Raw genomic sequence first — 16449 nt, forward strand, 5'->3', positions numbered from 1 at the left:
TGGTGATAATCATCGACATAAAAAAGGCCACTCTATTAGAGCGGCCAGATTTGTTTACAAAATGATGGTGCGTATGTCAGATAAAATGCCTGACAAGGTCACACTAAAGCGTGCGGCCATGGCGCCATCAATCACACGGTGATCGTATGACAATGACAACGGCAACATCAATTTAGGTTCAAACTCTTTACCGTTCCATTTAGGCTTAATTTCAGATTTTGACACACCTAAAATCGCCACATCCGGGTAGTTAACAATCGGCGTAAACGCCGTACCGCCGATGCCACCTAAACTTGAAATGGTAAAACAGCTACCTTGCATGTCGGCAGACTTAAGCTTGCCGTCACGAGCACGGATAGAAATGTCGGTTAACTCACGCGACAATTCAACAATGCCTTTCTTATCAACATCACGTACAACCGGAACCATTAGGCCGTTTGGTGTATCAACAGCAACACCAATGTGGAAGTACTTCTTCTGAATAAGCGACTCACCGTCTGCACTTAAGCTAGAGTTAAACACTGGGAATTCAGCCAATGTTTTAGCAACCGCTTTCATCATGAACACAAGCGGAGTGATTTTGTAATCTGCTTTTTTCTTCGCAGCAATATCATTCTGTTGTTTGCGGAATGCTTCCATCTCGGTGATGTCTGCTTCGTCAAACTGTGTTACATGAGGAATGGTCACCCAGTTGCGGTGTAAGTTAGGACCAGAGATTTTCTGGATACGGCTTAATGGTACTTCTTCCACTTCACCAAACTTACTGAAATCAACTTTAGGCGCTGCAATCACATTTAAGCCGCCTGCACCACCAGCAACAGAGGTTGCAGCAGTGGCTTTAGGGCGTGACAACTCGTATTTAACAAACGCTTGCACGTCTTCTTTCAAAATACGTGCTTTGCGGCCAGTACCAGTAACCTTAGTTAAATCAACACCAAACTCACGCGCTAAGCGACGTACCGCAGGCGAAGCATGAACTACGCCTGTTGATGTAGTCACTGAGGCACTTGGATGGTGTGGCACTGGCGGAGCTGATGGACGGCTAGCCGCCATTGCTGGTGCTGGCGCCGCAGGTGTAGGCTCTGCTTGAGCAGGAGCCGCTTGTGCAACGGGTGCAGAACTTGTGGTCTCAATAGTCGCAATTAAGCTACCTTGAGACACTTTGTCACCCACTTTAACTGTTAATGACACAAGTTTACCGGCAAATGGTGCTGGCACTTCCATTGTCGCTTTATCTGTTTCAAGGGTAATTAGCCCTTGGTCTGCAGTGATGTCCTCACCAACAGCAACTAACACTTCAATAATATCAACGTCATTAGCGTCGCCAATATCAGGTACATGAATTTCTTGTACTTGAGTTGTCGCAACGGCAGGAGCAGCTTGTGCTACTGGAGCAGCAGTTTGAGCAGGAGCTTGTGGAGCTGCAACAGGCGCTGAACCGGCTACTTCTAACGTAATAACCAATGAACCTTCAGAGACTTTATCGCCAACGGCCACAGTCACTGATTTAACCACACCAGCTTTAGGTGATGGTACGTCCATAGTTGCTTTGTCAGTTTCTAAGGTAATTAAACCTGTATCAACGTCAATACTATCGCCAACAGCAACTAACACTTCGATGACAGACACATCAGTATCGCCGCCAATATCAGGTACTTTGACTTCAATGACTTCTGAACTACCAGCTGGTGCTGCAACGGGTGCAACTGGAGCTGGAGCAGCAGCTTGAGCAACCGGCGCCTCAGTTTTAGGTGCTGGCGCTGGCGCATCAGATTTAGCAGGTGCAGCACTTGCTGCACTCATCATCGCAATCAAGGTACCTTCAGAAACGGTATCGCCTACTGCAATTTTCAATTCTGTTAACGTTCCAGCAAAAGGTGCTGGAATGTCCATGGTCGCTTTATCGCTTTCAACTGTAATGATTGATGCTTCTTTTTCAAGAAAATCACCCACTGCGGCACAGATTTCAATAACCTGTACTGCATCAGTATCGATATTAGGAACCAAAACTTCTTTTAATTCAGCCATTTTGTATCCCCTTACGCGAACTGTGGGTTGATCTTGTCAGCATCAATGCCATATTCAGCGATGGTTTTAGTCAACACATCAACTGGCATTTCATTGCGCTCAACGAGAGACTTCAGTGCCGCAATAACAATAAACTTAGCGTCTACTTCAAAATGGTGACGTAAGTTTGCGCGGCTATCGCTACGACCAAAACCATCAGTACCAAGTACTTTATAGTCCGTCGGTACGAAGGCACGTAATTGCTCGCCGTATATCTTCATGTAGTCAGTAGCCACAATCGCAGGTGCATCAGCAGACAATACCTGGCTGATATACGCTTGCTTAGGCGTAGCTTCTGGGTGCAACATGTTCCAACGCTCAGCCGCTTGGCCGTCACGCGTTAACTCGTTAAAGCTAGTAACACTATACACGTCTGAACTGACACCGAAGTCTTTCGCAAGGGCTTGAGCCGCTTTACGCACTTCTTCTAAAATAGTGCCACAGCCCATTAGCTGTACTTTACCTTTTCCACTACCGGCAACAGTTTCAAGCTTGTAAATACCTTTGACGATACCTTCTTCGGCACCCGCTGGCATTTCAGGCTGAACGTAGTTTTCGTTCATGGTAGTTAAGTAGTAGAAAATATCTTCTTGATTTTCGCCATACATACGACGGATACCGTCTTGTACCACTACTGCAATTTCATAACCGTAAGTTGGGTCGTAAGAGATACAGTTTGGAATCGTATTAGCCAATATGTGGCTGTGACCATCTTGATGCTGTAAACCTTCACCGTTCAATGTTGTACGACCAGAAGTACCACCGACTAAGAAACCACGTGCGCGCATGTCGCCTGCAGCCCATGCCATGTCGCCAATACGTTGGAAACCGAACATTGAGTAGTAGATATAAAATGGAATTGTTGGCATGTCATTCACTGAGTAGCTGGTAGCAGCTGATACCCAAGATGACATTGCGCCTAATTCGTTAATACCTTCTTGTAAAACCTGACCGGTTTTATCTTCGCGGTAATACGCCACTTGATCAGAATCTTGTGGGATATATTTTTGGCCTTCGTGAGCATAAATACCCACTTGACGGAATAAACCTTCCATACCAAAAGTACGCGCTTCGTCAGGAATAATTGGCACGATACGCTTACCAATACCTTTGTCTTTTAACAATGCAGTTAACACACGAACAAATGCCATCGTTGACGAGATTTCACGGCCGTTAGAGCCTTTTAAAATCGAATCAAAAATCTTTAATGACGGTACTTCAAGCTCTTCGGTAAACTTCTCACGACGTTGCGGCAAGTAACCTAATAACGCTTCACGACGACTCTTCAAATATTTAACTTCTTCAGAGTCTGGGCCTGGATGATAGAAAGGCATGTCGTCTAACTTGTCATCAGGAATTGGGATGTTGAAACGGTCACGGAAGTAACGAATCGCCCCTATGTCCATTTTCTTCACGTTATGAGCAATGTTTTTACCTTCGCCTGCATCGCCAAGACCATAACCTTTAACGGTTTTAGCTAAAATAACCGTAGGGCGACCTTTGGTTTTTTGTGCATGTTCAAGCGCAGCATAAATCTTAACTGGGTCATGGCCACCACGGTTTAAACGCCAAATGTCATCGTCTGACATGTTAGCTACCATTTCGGCAGTTTCTGGGTACTTACCAAAGAAATGCTCACGCGTGTACGCGCCGCCTTTGGCTTTACAGTTTTGGTATTCGCCATCTACGGTTTCTTCCATTAACTGTAATAACTTACCGCTAGTGTCACGGGCCAATAATGGATCCCAGTAGCGACCCCAAATAACTTTAACCACTTCCCAGCCTGCGCCGCGGAATTCGCCTTCAAGTTCTTGGATAATTTTACCGTTACCACGAACAGGGCCATCAAGACGCTGTAAGTTACAGTTAACAATAAACACTAAGTTATCTAATTCTTCACGTGCAGCTAAACCAATAGCACCTAATGCTTCTGGCTCATCACACTCACCGTCACCTAAGAAACAGTAAACCGTTTGCTTAGAACAATCTTTTAAGCCGCGGTCAGTTAAATACTTTAAATAACGCGCTTGATAAATAGCTTGAATAGGACCTAGACCCATCGATACCGTCGGGAACTGCCAATAACTAGGCATTAACTTAGGGTGTGGGTACGAAGATAGACCTTTACCATCAACTTCTTGACGGAAGTTAGCCATTTGCTCTTCAGTAATACGACCTTCAAGGAACGAACGCGCATAAATACCAGGTGCAATATGGCCTTGGAAGTAAACTAAGTCACCACCATCTTGCTCATTTGGCGCACGGAAGAAGTGGTTAAAACACACATCGTAAATCGTTGCGCTAGACGCGAAACTTGAAATATGACCACCAAGCTCTAAATCTTTCTTAGAACCACGTAACACCATCGCCAAAGCATTCCAACGGATAATCGCACGAATACGACGTTCCATTTCTTGGTTACCAGGCATGTTTGGCTCGTGGCCAGCAGGAATAGTATTTAAATACGCAGTAGTTGCATTGTAAGGTAAGTGAGTACCGTTACGACGCGCTTTGTCGATTAGTTTTTCAAGTAAAAAGTGTGCACGTTCAGGCCCTTCTTGCTCTAAAACAGCTTGCAGAGCATCAACCCATTCTTGGGTTTCTGATGGGTCTAAATCTTGAAGCATATCTTCAGACATCTCGCAGTCCTTCTCTATATACGGATTATATTTCGGCTTTTTGCTGCTTGTTGACACAGCAAAAGTGTATTCTTATTCAAAGTGACAAGTGTTACACGCCGCTCTTTAAACGGCGCAAACTACGTTGCAACCGACTGTCTTCTTCTCTTACTGACAACATGACTTCTTCGATATAGCTTAAATGCTCATTCGAAGCTTCACGCGCAGCGTCTGGGTCCCGGCGTATAATCGCAGCCAATAATGCCCGTCTGTGATCATTTGCCTTGGTGGAAGCTTCTTTGCGAATGCTTAAAAGCTCCAGGTTTTGTGCCACATTTTTGTGTAACACAGGGGTTAAACTTAATACTAGATGCAGCATAGCTACATTGTGTGAGGCCTCAGCAACCGCGCGATAAAAACGCACAATAGCAGCCGCTTTCGCCTCAAAGTCTGTAGCCGCCTCTACGTCACTAATTTTAGTTTGGATATTTTTCATATCCGCATCAGTGCCACGCAGCGCAGCATAATAGGCCATCATGCCTTCAGTGGCGTGACGGAACTCAAGCAAGTCATACTGGCTTTCAGAGTCGTTATGCATTAATTCAACGATAGGATCGGCAAGACTTTGCCAGAGCTGTTCTTTTACGTAGGTGCCACCGCCTTGACGACGCATGAGCAACCCTTTGGCTTCTAATTTTTGAATGGCTTCACGCAACGAAGGACGAGACACTTCAAATTGCACCGCAAGTTCGCGTTCGGGAGGCAGTTTCTGACCCGGCTGCAAACTGCCTTCGAGGATCATGCGCTCTAATTGCTCCATGATCACATCGGAAATTTTTGGCTGGGTAATCTTACTATAGGCCATCTGGCGCCCTGCTCCCTAAATAAGCGATTGTCAATTGGTCTTACCAATTAATATGAGAGAGCGCACTTTATCAAATCATACAGGCCATGTCTAGTTATCAGCTTATTGACAACAGAGCACAAGTTTGTTTAAAACGCTCAATCCTCGAGCATAACCGATATTTGAATTAAAGGGGTCAGACCATTTCCCCGAAAGCGCTATGAACTAGTAACTAGTAACTAGAAACTAGAAACTAGAAACTAGAAACTAGAGCGCTACGCTGCTAGAAACGATAAAATCTCAGCAGTGAAGCAGTCCTAGCAGGACGCAGTCCGCACCTAGAACCTAGAAGCGACGCACCTTGCTCCTACTAATTAACAAACCCAAAAATGGTTAATACCGACACTAAAGTTAATAGCAATATAAAGTTGCGCTTACTTAATGCCAATAACGCTAAAGTAGACTGCACACTAATAGGGGCATTTCCCGCTTCAGGTAGCGACTCTGCAGCAACCGCTGTTTGGGTAACTATAGTCTTAGCATCACAACCAATTCTTAACCCATGCTGGCGCCATGCTCGCAAACCACTGCTAAACTGGCCACTCAATACATAACCAAAACTAAATAACCGGCTTGGTAACCAATCAAGTAAGGTTTGTAAATCATCAACCAACGGCATTTTTGTTTGGTTTTTAACATTAAAGTCACTGTAAAAACGCACCGTGCAATACAGTACAGCGCCAACAGGGCCTAAAAAGATCAAAAACAACGCCACAGCACCGTAATAACGGTAGTTAATCCAGGCGACCGTTTGGCCCACTTTTTCACCTAAATCTTGTTCATCAACAACATCAAGACATTCGGTACAATCAAGTTGCCCTGCATATCGATAACATGCTTGCACATCACCACGACAGGCAGCCTGAATATACTGTTTAAACACCGCACGCAAATTTTGGTGACTAAAACAAATTACCGACACCACAGCCCAAAACAACAAACTGAGTAAATCGAACAACATCCCCTGCAATAAATGACTCACAACAAACACCACTAATGCAGGCAATATCAGTGCCATTGCCACGCCAAAATCAGACGCTAGTGATTCAGCATCCCAAAATTGTTTGTGGTAACGCGTCATTAAGCGATCAAACTGCAACCCACTTGGCAGCAATTTAAGTCGCTCGACTAAAATCGCTATTAATAAAGAAAATAACGCCATGAATATCCTTTTTGCCAATAAGCTATCGTATTATGATCGATTGCATTGTGAGCCAATATATAAAGTAGTTAACGGTCAATAATGGATCTTGTTAAGTGCATTCAAACTGTTGCTGTTAAAATGGCTTGTTTATAACGTGGCCAATCAAAACTTTCACCTGGATCTGTTTTACGTCCAGGAGCAATATCACAATGGCCCACAATATTTGATAACGTAAGCATAGGATACTGCGCCATTAAGGCCAATGTTAACAGCGTTAATTGTTGATATTGCACATCGGTATACCCACTTGTGTCAGTGCCTTCCATTTCAATACCTATGGCAAAGTCATTGCAGCCAATGCGATCGTTAAAACTTGATACGCCAGCATGCCAAGCACGATCATCACAACTAACATATTGCACCACTTCTCCATCTCGGCGAATCAAAAAATGTGCCGATACCTGTAACCCCGCTAACTCAGTAAAGCTGTCATCCGCGCTAGTGTCTAAACAGCCCTGAAATAGCCCGTCAATATGGGGTAAACCAAAGCAACCCGCTGGCAAACTAATGTTATGAATAACCAGTAAGCTCACTTCCCCTTCTGGTCGTTGATTAAAATGTGGCGACAAACACTTACGAGCGTTGTCTAACCAACCGTTATCTAATACTCCAATAGCCATAACAACCTTAACTCAATGTCGATAAACTAAATTTAACAGCATTAAACGTGAATACCAATGTTAAAAATTGCCCATTAGTGAGTGTCGGTCTCTCGTTTAAATATGGTAATCTTGTATAAATGCTTTTGGTAATTGACAGCACCAGTTGACCGCACCAGTACTGAGGCATCATTTTACCCTATCACGCTCTTTAGCAAGGACTTTGCTTATGTTAGAAAATGACATCCGCCACGCAGTAAAAACAGCTCTCGATGAAGATTTAGGCCACAGCGCGCACAACACCATCGACGACATGTTAACGGCAGACATTACTGCACAACTCATTCCTGCTGACAAACACGTTTCAGGTAGCTTAATCACTCGCGAAGATGGCGTGTTTTGTGGCAAAGCCTGGGCAGAACAAGTCTTTAACCAACTAGGCGGTGAAGTCGTGCTGCATTGGCATGTTGATGACGGAGACCTTGTTGTACCTAATCAAGTGTTATGTGAGTTATCGGGATCTGCACGGGCTATTTTAACCGGTGAACGTACCGCAATGAACTTTATTCAAACCCTGTCAGGTACTGCAACACTCACAAAGCATTATGTCGACAAACTCTCTGGCACACATACTCGCCTACTCGACACTCGTAAAACCATTCCAGGGTTACGTACTGCGCAAAAGTATGCAGTAACCTGTGGCGGCGGCAAAAATCATCGCATTGGCTTATTCGATGCTTTTTTAATAAAAGAAAACCACATTATGGCCTGCGGTGGTATTGCTCAAGCCATAACCGCAGCTCGCGAATTAGACGATCGCAAACCAGTTGAAGTAGAAGTGGAATCACTTGACGAACTAACACAGGCACTTGAAGGTGGCGCCGACATTATTATGTTAGACAACTTCGACGTCACCATGATGGTTGATGCAGTTAGTATTAATAATCGTTATAAAGACAAAGGCCAAGGCGCAAAACTAGAAGTTTCAGGCAATGTCACCCTAGACACCCTAGCCACATTTGCACAAACGGGTGTTGATTATATTTCGGTAGGTGCGCTCACTAAGCACGTTAAAGCCTTAGACTTATCACTACGATTAAAAGCGTGATGCTTCTAGATCCTAGGCGCTAGGGCGGACTAAGTCCTGCTAGGTCGCTCCGCTTCTAGGACAGCTTCGCTGCTGAACTTTTATAGTCTCTAGCAGCGTAGCGCTCTCGAATCTAGGCTTTCTGCACATTCCATTCAGGCATAAAAAACGCCAACAAATCGACGATGTTGCATTTATGTCAAAAAAATAACTCACAAAGCTAGCATGTCAAAAAAAACTTATCGTATAATGTGCGGAAAATGTGAATTTACAGCATTTTTAGACATTTATTTTTTATTTGTACGGTAAAACTATTCCATTTTGTAACGGTTTATACTAACGTTTACCGTAGGCGAGTTGGCCTTTCGGCCATGCACAGTAACCGCTAAAGTGTAAATAAGTGCAAACCTGTTAACATTTAGTCCACATTTGCGAAGGTCTATAATAGACTAATTACTCAAATGTACATTGTCTGCATGTTAACGTTAGCGTATTTGCTCTAGGTTTACTGCTCAGCCGAAATGTCATTAAGTAAATAATCTGCTAACATTTATTGACGTTAACGTAGATGTAAATGCGCTCATAGTGTATTTACAAACACCACAACATTAAGCAATGTTGGCAAAAACTAAAACGTGGTTATGTCGATATAACATCGACAACCACACAATTGTGCTTAAGGTTTTCGGCAAATGGAATGCCAGCGGACTCACTTCATACTAGAAAATGAGTAGTTCGCCATCTAGGATTGATACTGCCCGGCCTAATTTTACGGAGAGAAAAATGAAAGGTATCAACCAAATCAAAAACGCTAAGGGTTTTACTCTTATTGAATTAATGATCGTAGTCGCGATCATCGGTATTCTAGCTGCAATCGCACTGCCTGCTTACCAGGATTATACAGTTAAATCTCAAGCTGGTTCTGCTTATTCAGAAATAACCGGCTTAAAATCTGCTTTCGAAATTGCTGTAAACGAAGGGAAGGACCCATCTACTACTGCTACAGATCCAGGCTATATTGGTCAAACAGAAACGGGTGGAACTTATTGCGATATTACATTAACTGGTACTACTGATATTGCTTGTGAAGCTCAAGGTGGTAACGCTGATAAATTTGAAGGCAAAATTATTACTTTATCAAGATCTGCTGAAGGTGTTTGGACCTGTACATCAGATTTAGAAACTAAGTTTTTGCCAGGTAACTGTACAAAAGTTTAATATAATATTTTTATTAAAAGGCAGCATTCAGCTGCCTTTTTTGTCTTTGGCTATAAACGTTATTGTGCCATAATCTTTTAGTATCACTAAGTTAGCAAGGTAATAGACATGTCGACTGCAGGATTAAATCTTGGTCTTTCCACATTATTCATAAAAAAAAACCTGTTAACAGAAGAGCAGCTCAGCACTTCCATTACGCAGTCACGTAAATCGAAAGTTTCACTCGTTACAACGCTAACTCACTCAAAGTTATTATCTGCTCGTGAAATCGCCGAACTTTGTTATGAAGAATACGGTACTCCTCTTCTTGACTTAAATGAATTTGATATTGCATCTATTGCTGAAGATTTGTTAAATAAAAAACTCATATCTAAACATAAATGTTTACCGCTTTTTAAACGCGGTAACCGCCTTTATATTGCCACATCAGATCCAACCAATATTGCAGCCCTTGAAGATTTTCAATTCAGCCTTGGATTACATGCTGAAGCTATTTTAGTCGAAGATGACAAACTCCTTAAAGCACTTGAAAAAATACTCGAAGAAGATATAAGCGGGTTAGGTTTAGAAGGCATTGACGAAGAAGCACTGGCTGGCATCGAAGTTGCCGATACCAATAGAGATGATGAACCGAGCAGTGATAGTAGCGACGATGCACCTATCGTTATCTATATTAATAAAATTCTTACCGATGCTATTCGTAAAGGTGCCTCTGACTTACACTTCGAACCCTATGAAAAACGCTACCGGATTCGTTTTCGTATAGACGGTATATTGCATGAAGTATCCGAACCACCAGTCAATTTATCCAACCGGATTTCAGCTCGCTTAAAAGTCATGTCGAAATTGGATATTGCTGAGCGCCGCGTACCGCAAGATGGTCGCATTAAAATGAAGCTGTCGCGCACCAAATCCATCGATTTTCGTGTCAGTACCCTACCCACCATTTGGGGCGAAAAAATCGTAATGCGTATTTTGGACTCATCTTCTGCGCAATTAGGTATTGAAAAGCTCGGCTATGAAGATGACCAACGCTTATTATACGAAGAAATGCTTGCTAAACCCCAAGGGATGATTCTGGTTACTGGACCAACAGGTTCGGGTAAAACCGTATCCTTATATACTGGGCTTAATATCCTTAATACCGAAGAGCGCAATATCTCTACTGCTGAAGATCCGGTCGAGATTAATCTCGAAGGTGTTAATCAGGTTCACATTAATTTAAAAGCAGGGCTGACTTTTGCCTCTGCGCTACGATCATTTTTACGTCAAGACCCTGATGTGGTGATGGTAGGTGAAATCCGTGATTTAGAAACTGCTGAAATCGCCATTAAAGCGGCACAAACTGGTCACCTGGTATTATCAACACTTCACACCAATTCCGCGGCCGAAACCTTAACCCGCCTAATCAATATGGGCGTACCCGGTTATAACATTGCCAGCTCAGTGAATTTAATTATCGCGCAACGTTTAGCGAGACGCTTATGCCCTGCTTGCAAGCAAGTTGAAGACGTACCGACAGCAGAATTACAGCGCCTAGGGTTTCAAGAAGCTGACATTAGTAAAGGCATTAGCGTATTTAAACCCGTGGGCTGTGAATTATGCTCAGGCGGCTATAAAGGCCGTGTCGGTATTTACGAAGTCATGAAGATGAGCGATGAAATTGCCCGCACTATCATGGAAGGCGGTAACTCACTGCAAATCGCCAAACAAGCCAAACAGCAAGGCATGCGCGATTTACGCCAATCTGGCCTGTTAAAAGTGATCCATGGCGTCACCAGTATTGCCGAAATAAACCGTGTCACCAGCTTTTAATTAGTCTACAGTACCAAAATAAACGATATCAATTTATTCTACTTTGCAAAATCGCTCTGAACTGTCTCAATTATGGATAAGAGCTCGCTAATAAAAGGACTGGCTCTATGGCCACTGCAGCAGCAAAAAGAAAACCGAAAACCAGAAAACAAACTCAAAAACACCAACCTAAGGTGTTTACATTTGAGTGGAAAGGGGTCAATCGAGATGGTGCACGTACTTCAGGTGAGCTACGTGGTTCAAGCATCGCTGAAATCCGTACAGTTTTAAAAGCACAAGGCGTGACCCCAAAAGGCGTGCGTAAAAAGTCGGCACCGTTATTTAAATCTGAGAAAAAAATCACCGCAATGGATATTGCTATGATTACTCGACAGATTGCCACTATGCTATCTGCGGGAGTACCATTAGTAACGACAATTGAACTGCTTGGGCGTGGTCATGAGAAAGCCAAAGTAAGAGAACTTCTAGGAACAATATTATCGGATGTACAATCAGGTATTCCTTTATCAGAAGCTTTGCGTCCTCATAGGCAATTTTTTGATGACCTTTATGTCGATTTGGTGGCTGCAGGTGAACATTCGGGCTCACTTGATGCGGTATTTGACCGTATTGCTTTATATCGCGAGAAAGCGGAACAGTTAAAATCTAAAATCAAAAAAGCCATGTTTTACCCTGCTGCGGTTGTCGTTGTAGCTTTTGCAGTAACAACACTCCTACTATTATTTGTTGTACCACAATTTGAAGATATCTTTAACGGCTTTGGTGCAGAGCTCCCTGCATTCACACAGCTCATTATTGATGTGTCACGCTGGCTTCAGAGTTCCTGGTATTATTTTGCCATAGCAATTATTGCTGCTATTTGGTTATTTAGGCGAACTCACAGGAATTCATTAGAGTTTCGTAACAAGATAGACCAACTGGTGTTAAAAATTCCGGCTATTGGCGATATTCTCCATAAAGCAGCTATGTCACGTTTTGCCCGAACGTTAGCAACCACATTCGCTGCAGGTGTACCCTTAATTGATGGTCTAGAATCAGCTGCTGGCGCTTCAGGAAACTATGTCTACCGCAGCGCCTTGTTAAAAGTACGTCAAGAAGTCATGGCAGGCATGCAAATGAACGTCGCAATGCGCACCACAGGCTTGTTCCCAGATATGCTAATTCAAATGGTAATGATTGGTGAAGAGTCCGGCGGTTTAGATGAAATGCTCAATAAAGTCGCTAACATCTATGAAATGCAAGTTGATGATGCAGTTGATGGTTTATCAAGCCTCATTGAACCTATCATGATGGTGGTGATTGGTACCGTTGTTGGTGGACTAATTATCGGTATGTATTTACCTATTTTTGAAATGGGTAATATTGTCGGTTAGCAATTTAAATAATAAAAATATATAGATTATAAATGACTGAATTTATCTCAACCTTTATCACCACAATGCACCTATATCCCTGGGCTTTTGTGGCGATTAGCTTTATCTTTGCTGCCACCATTGGCAGCTTTCTTAACGTTGTGATTCATCGCTTACCAGTGATGATGAAACGTGAGTGGCAAAGTGAATGTAACTTTTACCTAAACGAATATCACCCTGATATTGTTAAACAAATCGGTAATGAACGTTTAAATAAGCCAATCGATGAATTTCCGGAAAAATACAATATCGTAGTGCCAGGCTCTGCCTGCCCTAAATGCAAAAGCGACATTAAGCCATGTCATAATTTACCTATTCTTGGTTGGTTATCATTAAAAGGAAAATGTGCCAATTGTAAAACCGCAATTTCTGCACGCTACCCTATCATTGAGCTGCTAACGGGTTTACTCATCGCCACGCTGGCGTTCTATTTTGGTTCCACATGGCAGTTTGTCTATGCCAGTATATTAACCTTTGTGTTAGTGGCGTTAACCGGTATCGATTTAGATGAGATGCTACTTCCCGACCAACTGACCTTACCGATATTATGGCTAGGGTTAGTCATCAATCTTAAAGGTATTTACACTAGCCCTGAAGATGCGATTATTGGTGCCGCTGTCGGTTATTTAAGCCTGTGGTCAGTTTTCTGGTTATTTAAACTCGTCACAGGCAAGGAAGGTATGGGTTACGGCGATTTTAAGCTGTTAGCCGTATTTGGGGCCTGGTTAGGCTGGCAAATGCTACCGCTCATTATATTGCTGTCTTCACTGGTTGGTGCGGTAGTCGGCATCATGATGATTATCACTAAGAAGCTTAACAAAGGTAACCCAATCCCATTTGGCCCCTACATAGCCGCTGCAGGTTGGATTGCACTAGTTTGGGGACAAGATATTATTAATTGGTATCTCAGCATACTATGATTAACAAACGGTTTGTCGTTGGCTTAACCGGTGGCATTGCTAGCGGGAAAACAACAGTGGCTAACTTATTTGCAGAGTATGGCATTCAACTAGTCGACGCTGATGTAATAGCCAGAGAAGTGGTTCAAAAAGGCTCTAAGGGATTAACCATAATTACTGAGCATTTCGGTAATGAAATACTACTCCCAGATGGACAACTCGATAGAGCTGCACTACGCAGCAAAGTGTTTAACAATGAAGTGCAACGACTCTGGCTCAACAGTTTGTTACACCCGATGATCCGTCAAACCATGTTAGAACAAGTTAATACATCAACGTCAGCTTATGTAATTATGGTTGTACCCTTGCTATTTGAGAATCAATTAGATAGTTTAGTAACTACAACTTTGGTGGTAGACATTTCACCGGAGTTACAAATTTCAAGGACGATGCAACGTGATGGAGTTAGCCAGCAACAAGTTGAACATATACTCGCAAGCCAAATGAGTAGACAACAACGAATTGATAAAGCTGACCACATTATTGACAATCAGGGAGATATTAACCTGTTGCGCAGTCAAGTAGCTCGCCTGCATCAACTCTTTCTACAACAAGCAGATGAGTTATCTATTAAGCCTAATGACTGATTTAATTTACGAACAACCTTTAAATGAAAAAATACGCAGTTATTTACGCTTAGAAAATCTTGCCCAGCAATTACAGAACAACATCCTCCAAGATCAACAACATCAATGTTTTTATCCTTTATTCTCACTAGCAGAACTAGTTGAACGCTGCGATTATCGAACCGAAGTACTAAAAGATATTGACCGCCAAATACAACAACTAACCCAAATAAGCTTTCAACAAGAGTCTAATAGCGAGCACATTAGCCAAATAATCCAACAATTAAAAACGCTTAAAGTGCCACTGCATAATCCACAAAGGATTGGCTCTACCATTAAACAAGACAGGTTTATTACTGCATTACGACAGCGTTTCAATATGACTGGCGCGTACTGCAATTTCGATTTACCACAATTACATTTTTGGCTAGGGCAGTCCTGGCAACAACGACAGCAAGATATTCAATTTTGGTTACTTCAGTTTCAACCCTTACTAGCCCCTATAATGTTATTACTGTCTTTATGTAGAAAATCAGCAGAGTTTAATCAGATACAAGCTAAAGCCGGCTTTTATCAAGGTGACACACCACAAGCGCTTTCACTTATCCGGGTTAAAATAAATGCGGATCAACATTGCTATCCAACCATAAGTGGCCATAAAAACCGTTACGCAATCCACTTTGTCGACTTCAATTTACACCGCCATACCCACTCTACAATTGAGTTCTCACTAGCAACCTGTAGCTAAACCCTTTAACATCACATCATAATGATAACTAACACTGAATTGCATTTGCAGCATGAAGTAGAGTAAGAGATAACAATATGCCATTAACAGTAAAATGCCCCATTTGCAGTACATCAGTGCTATGGAATGCGGAGGCATTATTTAAGCCCTTTTGTAGCGAAAGATGCAAACTCATCGATCTAGGTGACTGGGCAAGCGAGAAACACAGCATTCCAGTAAAAGACAATATTGATCCTGATATGATGGATGATATTGGTTACGATGAAGAAGACTTCTTTAAACAATAATTACGATACCATAAGAGCTAACATGCAAAAGAGAATCCATGTCGCCGTTGGCGTGATTATTAATATACAAAAACAAGTCCTATTAGCTAAACGTCATGATCATCTTCATCAGGGCGGTAAATGGGAGTTTCCCGGTGGTAAAGTAGAACAAAATGAATCAGTAACTGAAGCATTGATCCGCGAGCTTAAAGAGGAAGTAGACTTAGACATAAATCAAACCACTGAATTTATGGATATTAGCCATGACTACCCTGACAAACATGTTCGATTAGATATTCATTTAGTTACAGACTTCACCGGAAATGCGGTTGGCGTAGAAGGTCAGCAAGTGAAGTGGGTATATATCCACGATCTTAACGACTATCAGTTCCCAGAAGCCAACAAACCTATTATTGATAAGCTCCTAGCGTTAAATTCATAGATAATAAAGCCATCAATATCGATGGCCTTTTATGCTCCAAATATCGGCCTTACTGTCATAATGCTCGTGCTGTATTCATCACACTCAAAATATAAACATAAAAAAGCCCGTTGCGTTAGCAAGGGGCTTATCACTCTCTTAACGAGATAATTAGGCGCCTGGAAATGACCTACTCTCGCATGGGCATATCGACCACACTGTTATCATGCCCATTCAACACTCAAATTTCAGACGTAAAAAAGCCCGTTGCGTTAGCAACGGGCTTATCACTCTCTTTTCAGAGAAATTAGGCGTCTGGAAATGAAGCTCTATGGTTTCCAGACAAATTTTTTCTATCTAACGCTTATTCAAGCATTAAATAATAATTCGAAAAGCTGATTATGCTTTATTAAAGCTTACTTGAGTTATCACACTATTTAAGTGCTCTATTCTAACCACTAAGGTCAGTAAAACCCATCTGGGTTGTATGGTTAAGCCTCACGGGTCATTAGTACAAGTTAGCTCAACGCCTCACAACGCTTACACACCTTGCCTATCAACGTAG

Annotated in this window: 14 protein-coding genes; 9 read left to right on the forward strand and 5 right to left on the reverse strand. The window is 42.4% G+C overall.

The genetic code is table 11. The features are described 5' to 3' along the window. Nucleotides 1-54: 54 nt before the first annotated feature. From aceF to ampD, 5 genes are all read right to left on the reverse strand, one after another. Nucleotides 55-2028: a dihydrolipoyllysine-residue acetyltransferase gene (gene aceF, locus IEY40_RS12185; RefSeq protein ID WP_188956517.1), complete on the reverse strand. Its 1974-nt coding sequence runs from the start codon at nt 2026-2028 to the stop codon at nt 55-57. A gap of 11 nt (nt 2029-2039) precedes the next feature. Then, the gene (aceE, locus tag IEY40_RS12190) at nt 2040-4706 is read right to left on the reverse strand and encodes a pyruvate dehydrogenase (acetyl-transferring), homodimeric type (protein WP_188956519.1); all 2667 of its coding nucleotides are present in this window, start codon (nt 4704-4706) and stop codon (nt 2040-2042) included. A 91-nt stretch (nt 4707-4797) separates the two neighbouring features. Beyond that, on the reverse strand, nt 4798-5550 hold the full coding sequence (pdhR, locus tag IEY40_RS12195) for a pyruvate dehydrogenase complex transcriptional repressor PdhR (RefSeq protein WP_188956521.1): 753 nt from the start codon (nt 5548-5550) through the stop codon (nt 4798-4800). A gap of 349 nt (nt 5551-5899) precedes the next feature. Continuing rightward, nucleotides 5900-6751, reverse strand: a complete 852-nt coding sequence (gene ampE / locus IEY40_RS12200) for a beta-lactamase regulator AmpE (RefSeq protein ID WP_188956523.1) — start codon at nt 6749-6751, stop codon at nt 5900-5902. A 101-nt stretch (nt 6752-6852) separates the two neighbouring features. Then, nucleotides 6853-7413, reverse strand: coding sequence for a 1,6-anhydro-N-acetylmuramyl-L-alanine amidase AmpD (ampD, locus tag IEY40_RS12205; RefSeq protein WP_188956525.1), 561 nt, complete (start codon nt 7411-7413; stop codon nt 6853-6855). 208 nt (nt 7414-7621) lie between these two features. On the opposite strand from ampD, the gene nadC reads away from it, so the two are divergent. The 9 genes from nadC to mutT all read left to right on the forward strand — a co-directional run bounded on the left by nadC (nt 7622) and on the right by mutT (nt 15905). Beyond that, nucleotides 7622-8500 carry a carboxylating nicotinate-nucleotide diphosphorylase gene (nadC, locus tag IEY40_RS12210; RefSeq protein ID WP_188956527.1) on the forward strand — a complete coding sequence of 293 codons (879 nt, stop codon included), beginning with the start codon at nt 7622-7624 and terminating at the stop codon, nt 8498-8500. A 762-nt stretch (nt 8501-9262) separates the two neighbouring features. Then, nucleotides 9263-9697 carry a pilin gene (locus IEY40_RS20190; RefSeq protein ID WP_283108000.1) on the forward strand — a complete coding sequence of 145 codons (435 nt, stop codon included), beginning with the start codon at nt 9263-9265 and terminating at the stop codon, nt 9695-9697. A 108-nt stretch (nt 9698-9805) separates the two neighbouring features. After that, a complete protein-coding gene (pilB, locus tag IEY40_RS12220; RefSeq protein WP_188956529.1) occupies nt 9806-11512 on the forward strand; it encodes a type IV-A pilus assembly ATPase PilB in 1707 nt (568 codons plus the stop codon). Between the two features lie 107 nt (nt 11513-11619). Continuing rightward, on the forward strand, nt 11620-12885 hold the full coding sequence (locus tag IEY40_RS12225; RefSeq protein ID WP_188956531.1) for a type II secretion system F family protein: 1266 nt from the start codon (nt 11620-11622) through the stop codon (nt 12883-12885). A gap of 32 nt (nt 12886-12917) precedes the next feature. After that, nucleotides 12918-13844: a prepilin peptidase gene (locus tag IEY40_RS12230; protein WP_188956533.1), complete on the forward strand. Its 927-nt coding sequence runs from the start codon at nt 12918-12920 to the stop codon at nt 13842-13844. After that, entirely contained in the window at nt 13841-14470 is a 630-nt protein-coding gene (coaE, locus tag IEY40_RS12235; RefSeq protein WP_188956535.1) for a dephospho-CoA kinase, read from the forward strand. The genes IEY40_RS12230 and coaE overlap by 4 nt, the downstream gene beginning before the upstream one ends. Next, entirely contained in the window at nt 14463-15197 is a 735-nt protein-coding gene (zapD, locus tag IEY40_RS12240; RefSeq protein WP_188956537.1) for a cell division protein ZapD, read from the forward strand. The genes coaE and zapD overlap by 8 nt, the downstream gene beginning before the upstream one ends. A 77-nt stretch (nt 15198-15274) precedes the next feature. After that, nucleotides 15275-15484 (forward strand): DNA gyrase inhibitor YacG, encoded by a 210-nt coding sequence (gene yacG, locus IEY40_RS12245; RefSeq protein ID WP_188956539.1) that lies wholly within the window; start codon nt 15275-15277, stop codon nt 15482-15484. A 22-nt stretch (nt 15485-15506) separates the two neighbouring features. Continuing rightward, a complete protein-coding gene (mutT, locus tag IEY40_RS12250; RefSeq protein ID WP_188956542.1) occupies nt 15507-15905 on the forward strand; it encodes an 8-oxo-dGTP diphosphatase MutT in 399 nt (132 codons plus the stop codon). Nucleotides 15906-16449 lie beyond the last annotated feature (544 nt).

The organism is Shewanella ulleungensis, assembly GCF_014648315.1.
GTDB classification, from domain to species: Bacteria; Pseudomonadota; Gammaproteobacteria; order Enterobacterales; family Shewanellaceae; genus Shewanella; species Shewanella ulleungensis.

Bases quoted from the DNA above. Each gene is read 5' to 3' on its own strand.
- aceF (WP_188956517.1), bottom strand. From the start codon at position 2,028: ATGGCTGAATTAAAAGAAGTTTTGGTTCCTAATATCGATACTGATGCA.
- aceE (WP_188956519.1), bottom strand. From the start codon at position 4,706: ATGTCTGAAGATATGCTTCAAGATTTAGACCCATCAGAAACCCAAGAA.
- pdhR (WP_188956521.1), bottom strand. From the start codon at position 5,550: ATGGCCTATAGTAAGATTACCCAGCCAAAAATTTCCGATGTGATCATG.
- ampE (WP_188956523.1), bottom strand. From the start codon at position 6,751: ATGGCGTTATTTTCTTTATTAATAGCGATTTTAGTCGAGCGACTTAAA.
- ampD (WP_188956525.1), bottom strand. From the start codon at position 7,413: ATGGCTATTGGAGTATTAGATAACGGTTGGTTAGACAACGCTCGTAAG.
- nadC (WP_188956527.1), top strand. From the start codon at position 7,622: ATGTTAGAAAATGACATCCGCCACGCAGTAAAAACAGCTCTCGATGAA.
- IEY40_RS20190 (WP_283108000.1), top strand. From the start codon at position 9,263: ATGAAAGGTATCAACCAAATCAAAAACGCTAAGGGTTTTACTCTTATT.
- pilB (WP_188956529.1), top strand. From the start codon at position 9,806: ATGTCGACTGCAGGATTAAATCTTGGTCTTTCCACATTATTCATAAAA.
- IEY40_RS12225 (WP_188956531.1), top strand. From the start codon at position 11,620: ATGGCCACTGCAGCAGCAAAAAGAAAACCGAAAACCAGAAAACAAACT.
- IEY40_RS12230 (WP_188956533.1), top strand. From the start codon at position 12,918: ATGACTGAATTTATCTCAACCTTTATCACCACAATGCACCTATATCCC.
- coaE (WP_188956535.1), top strand. From the start codon at position 13,841: ATGATTAACAAACGGTTTGTCGTTGGCTTAACCGGTGGCATTGCTAGC.
- zapD (WP_188956537.1), top strand. From the start codon at position 14,463: ATGACTGATTTAATTTACGAACAACCTTTAAATGAAAAAATACGCAGT.
- yacG (WP_188956539.1), top strand. From the start codon at position 15,275: ATGCCATTAACAGTAAAATGCCCCATTTGCAGTACATCAGTGCTATGG.
- mutT (WP_188956542.1), top strand. From the start codon at position 15,507: ATGCAAAAGAGAATCCATGTCGCCGTTGGCGTGATTATTAATATACAA.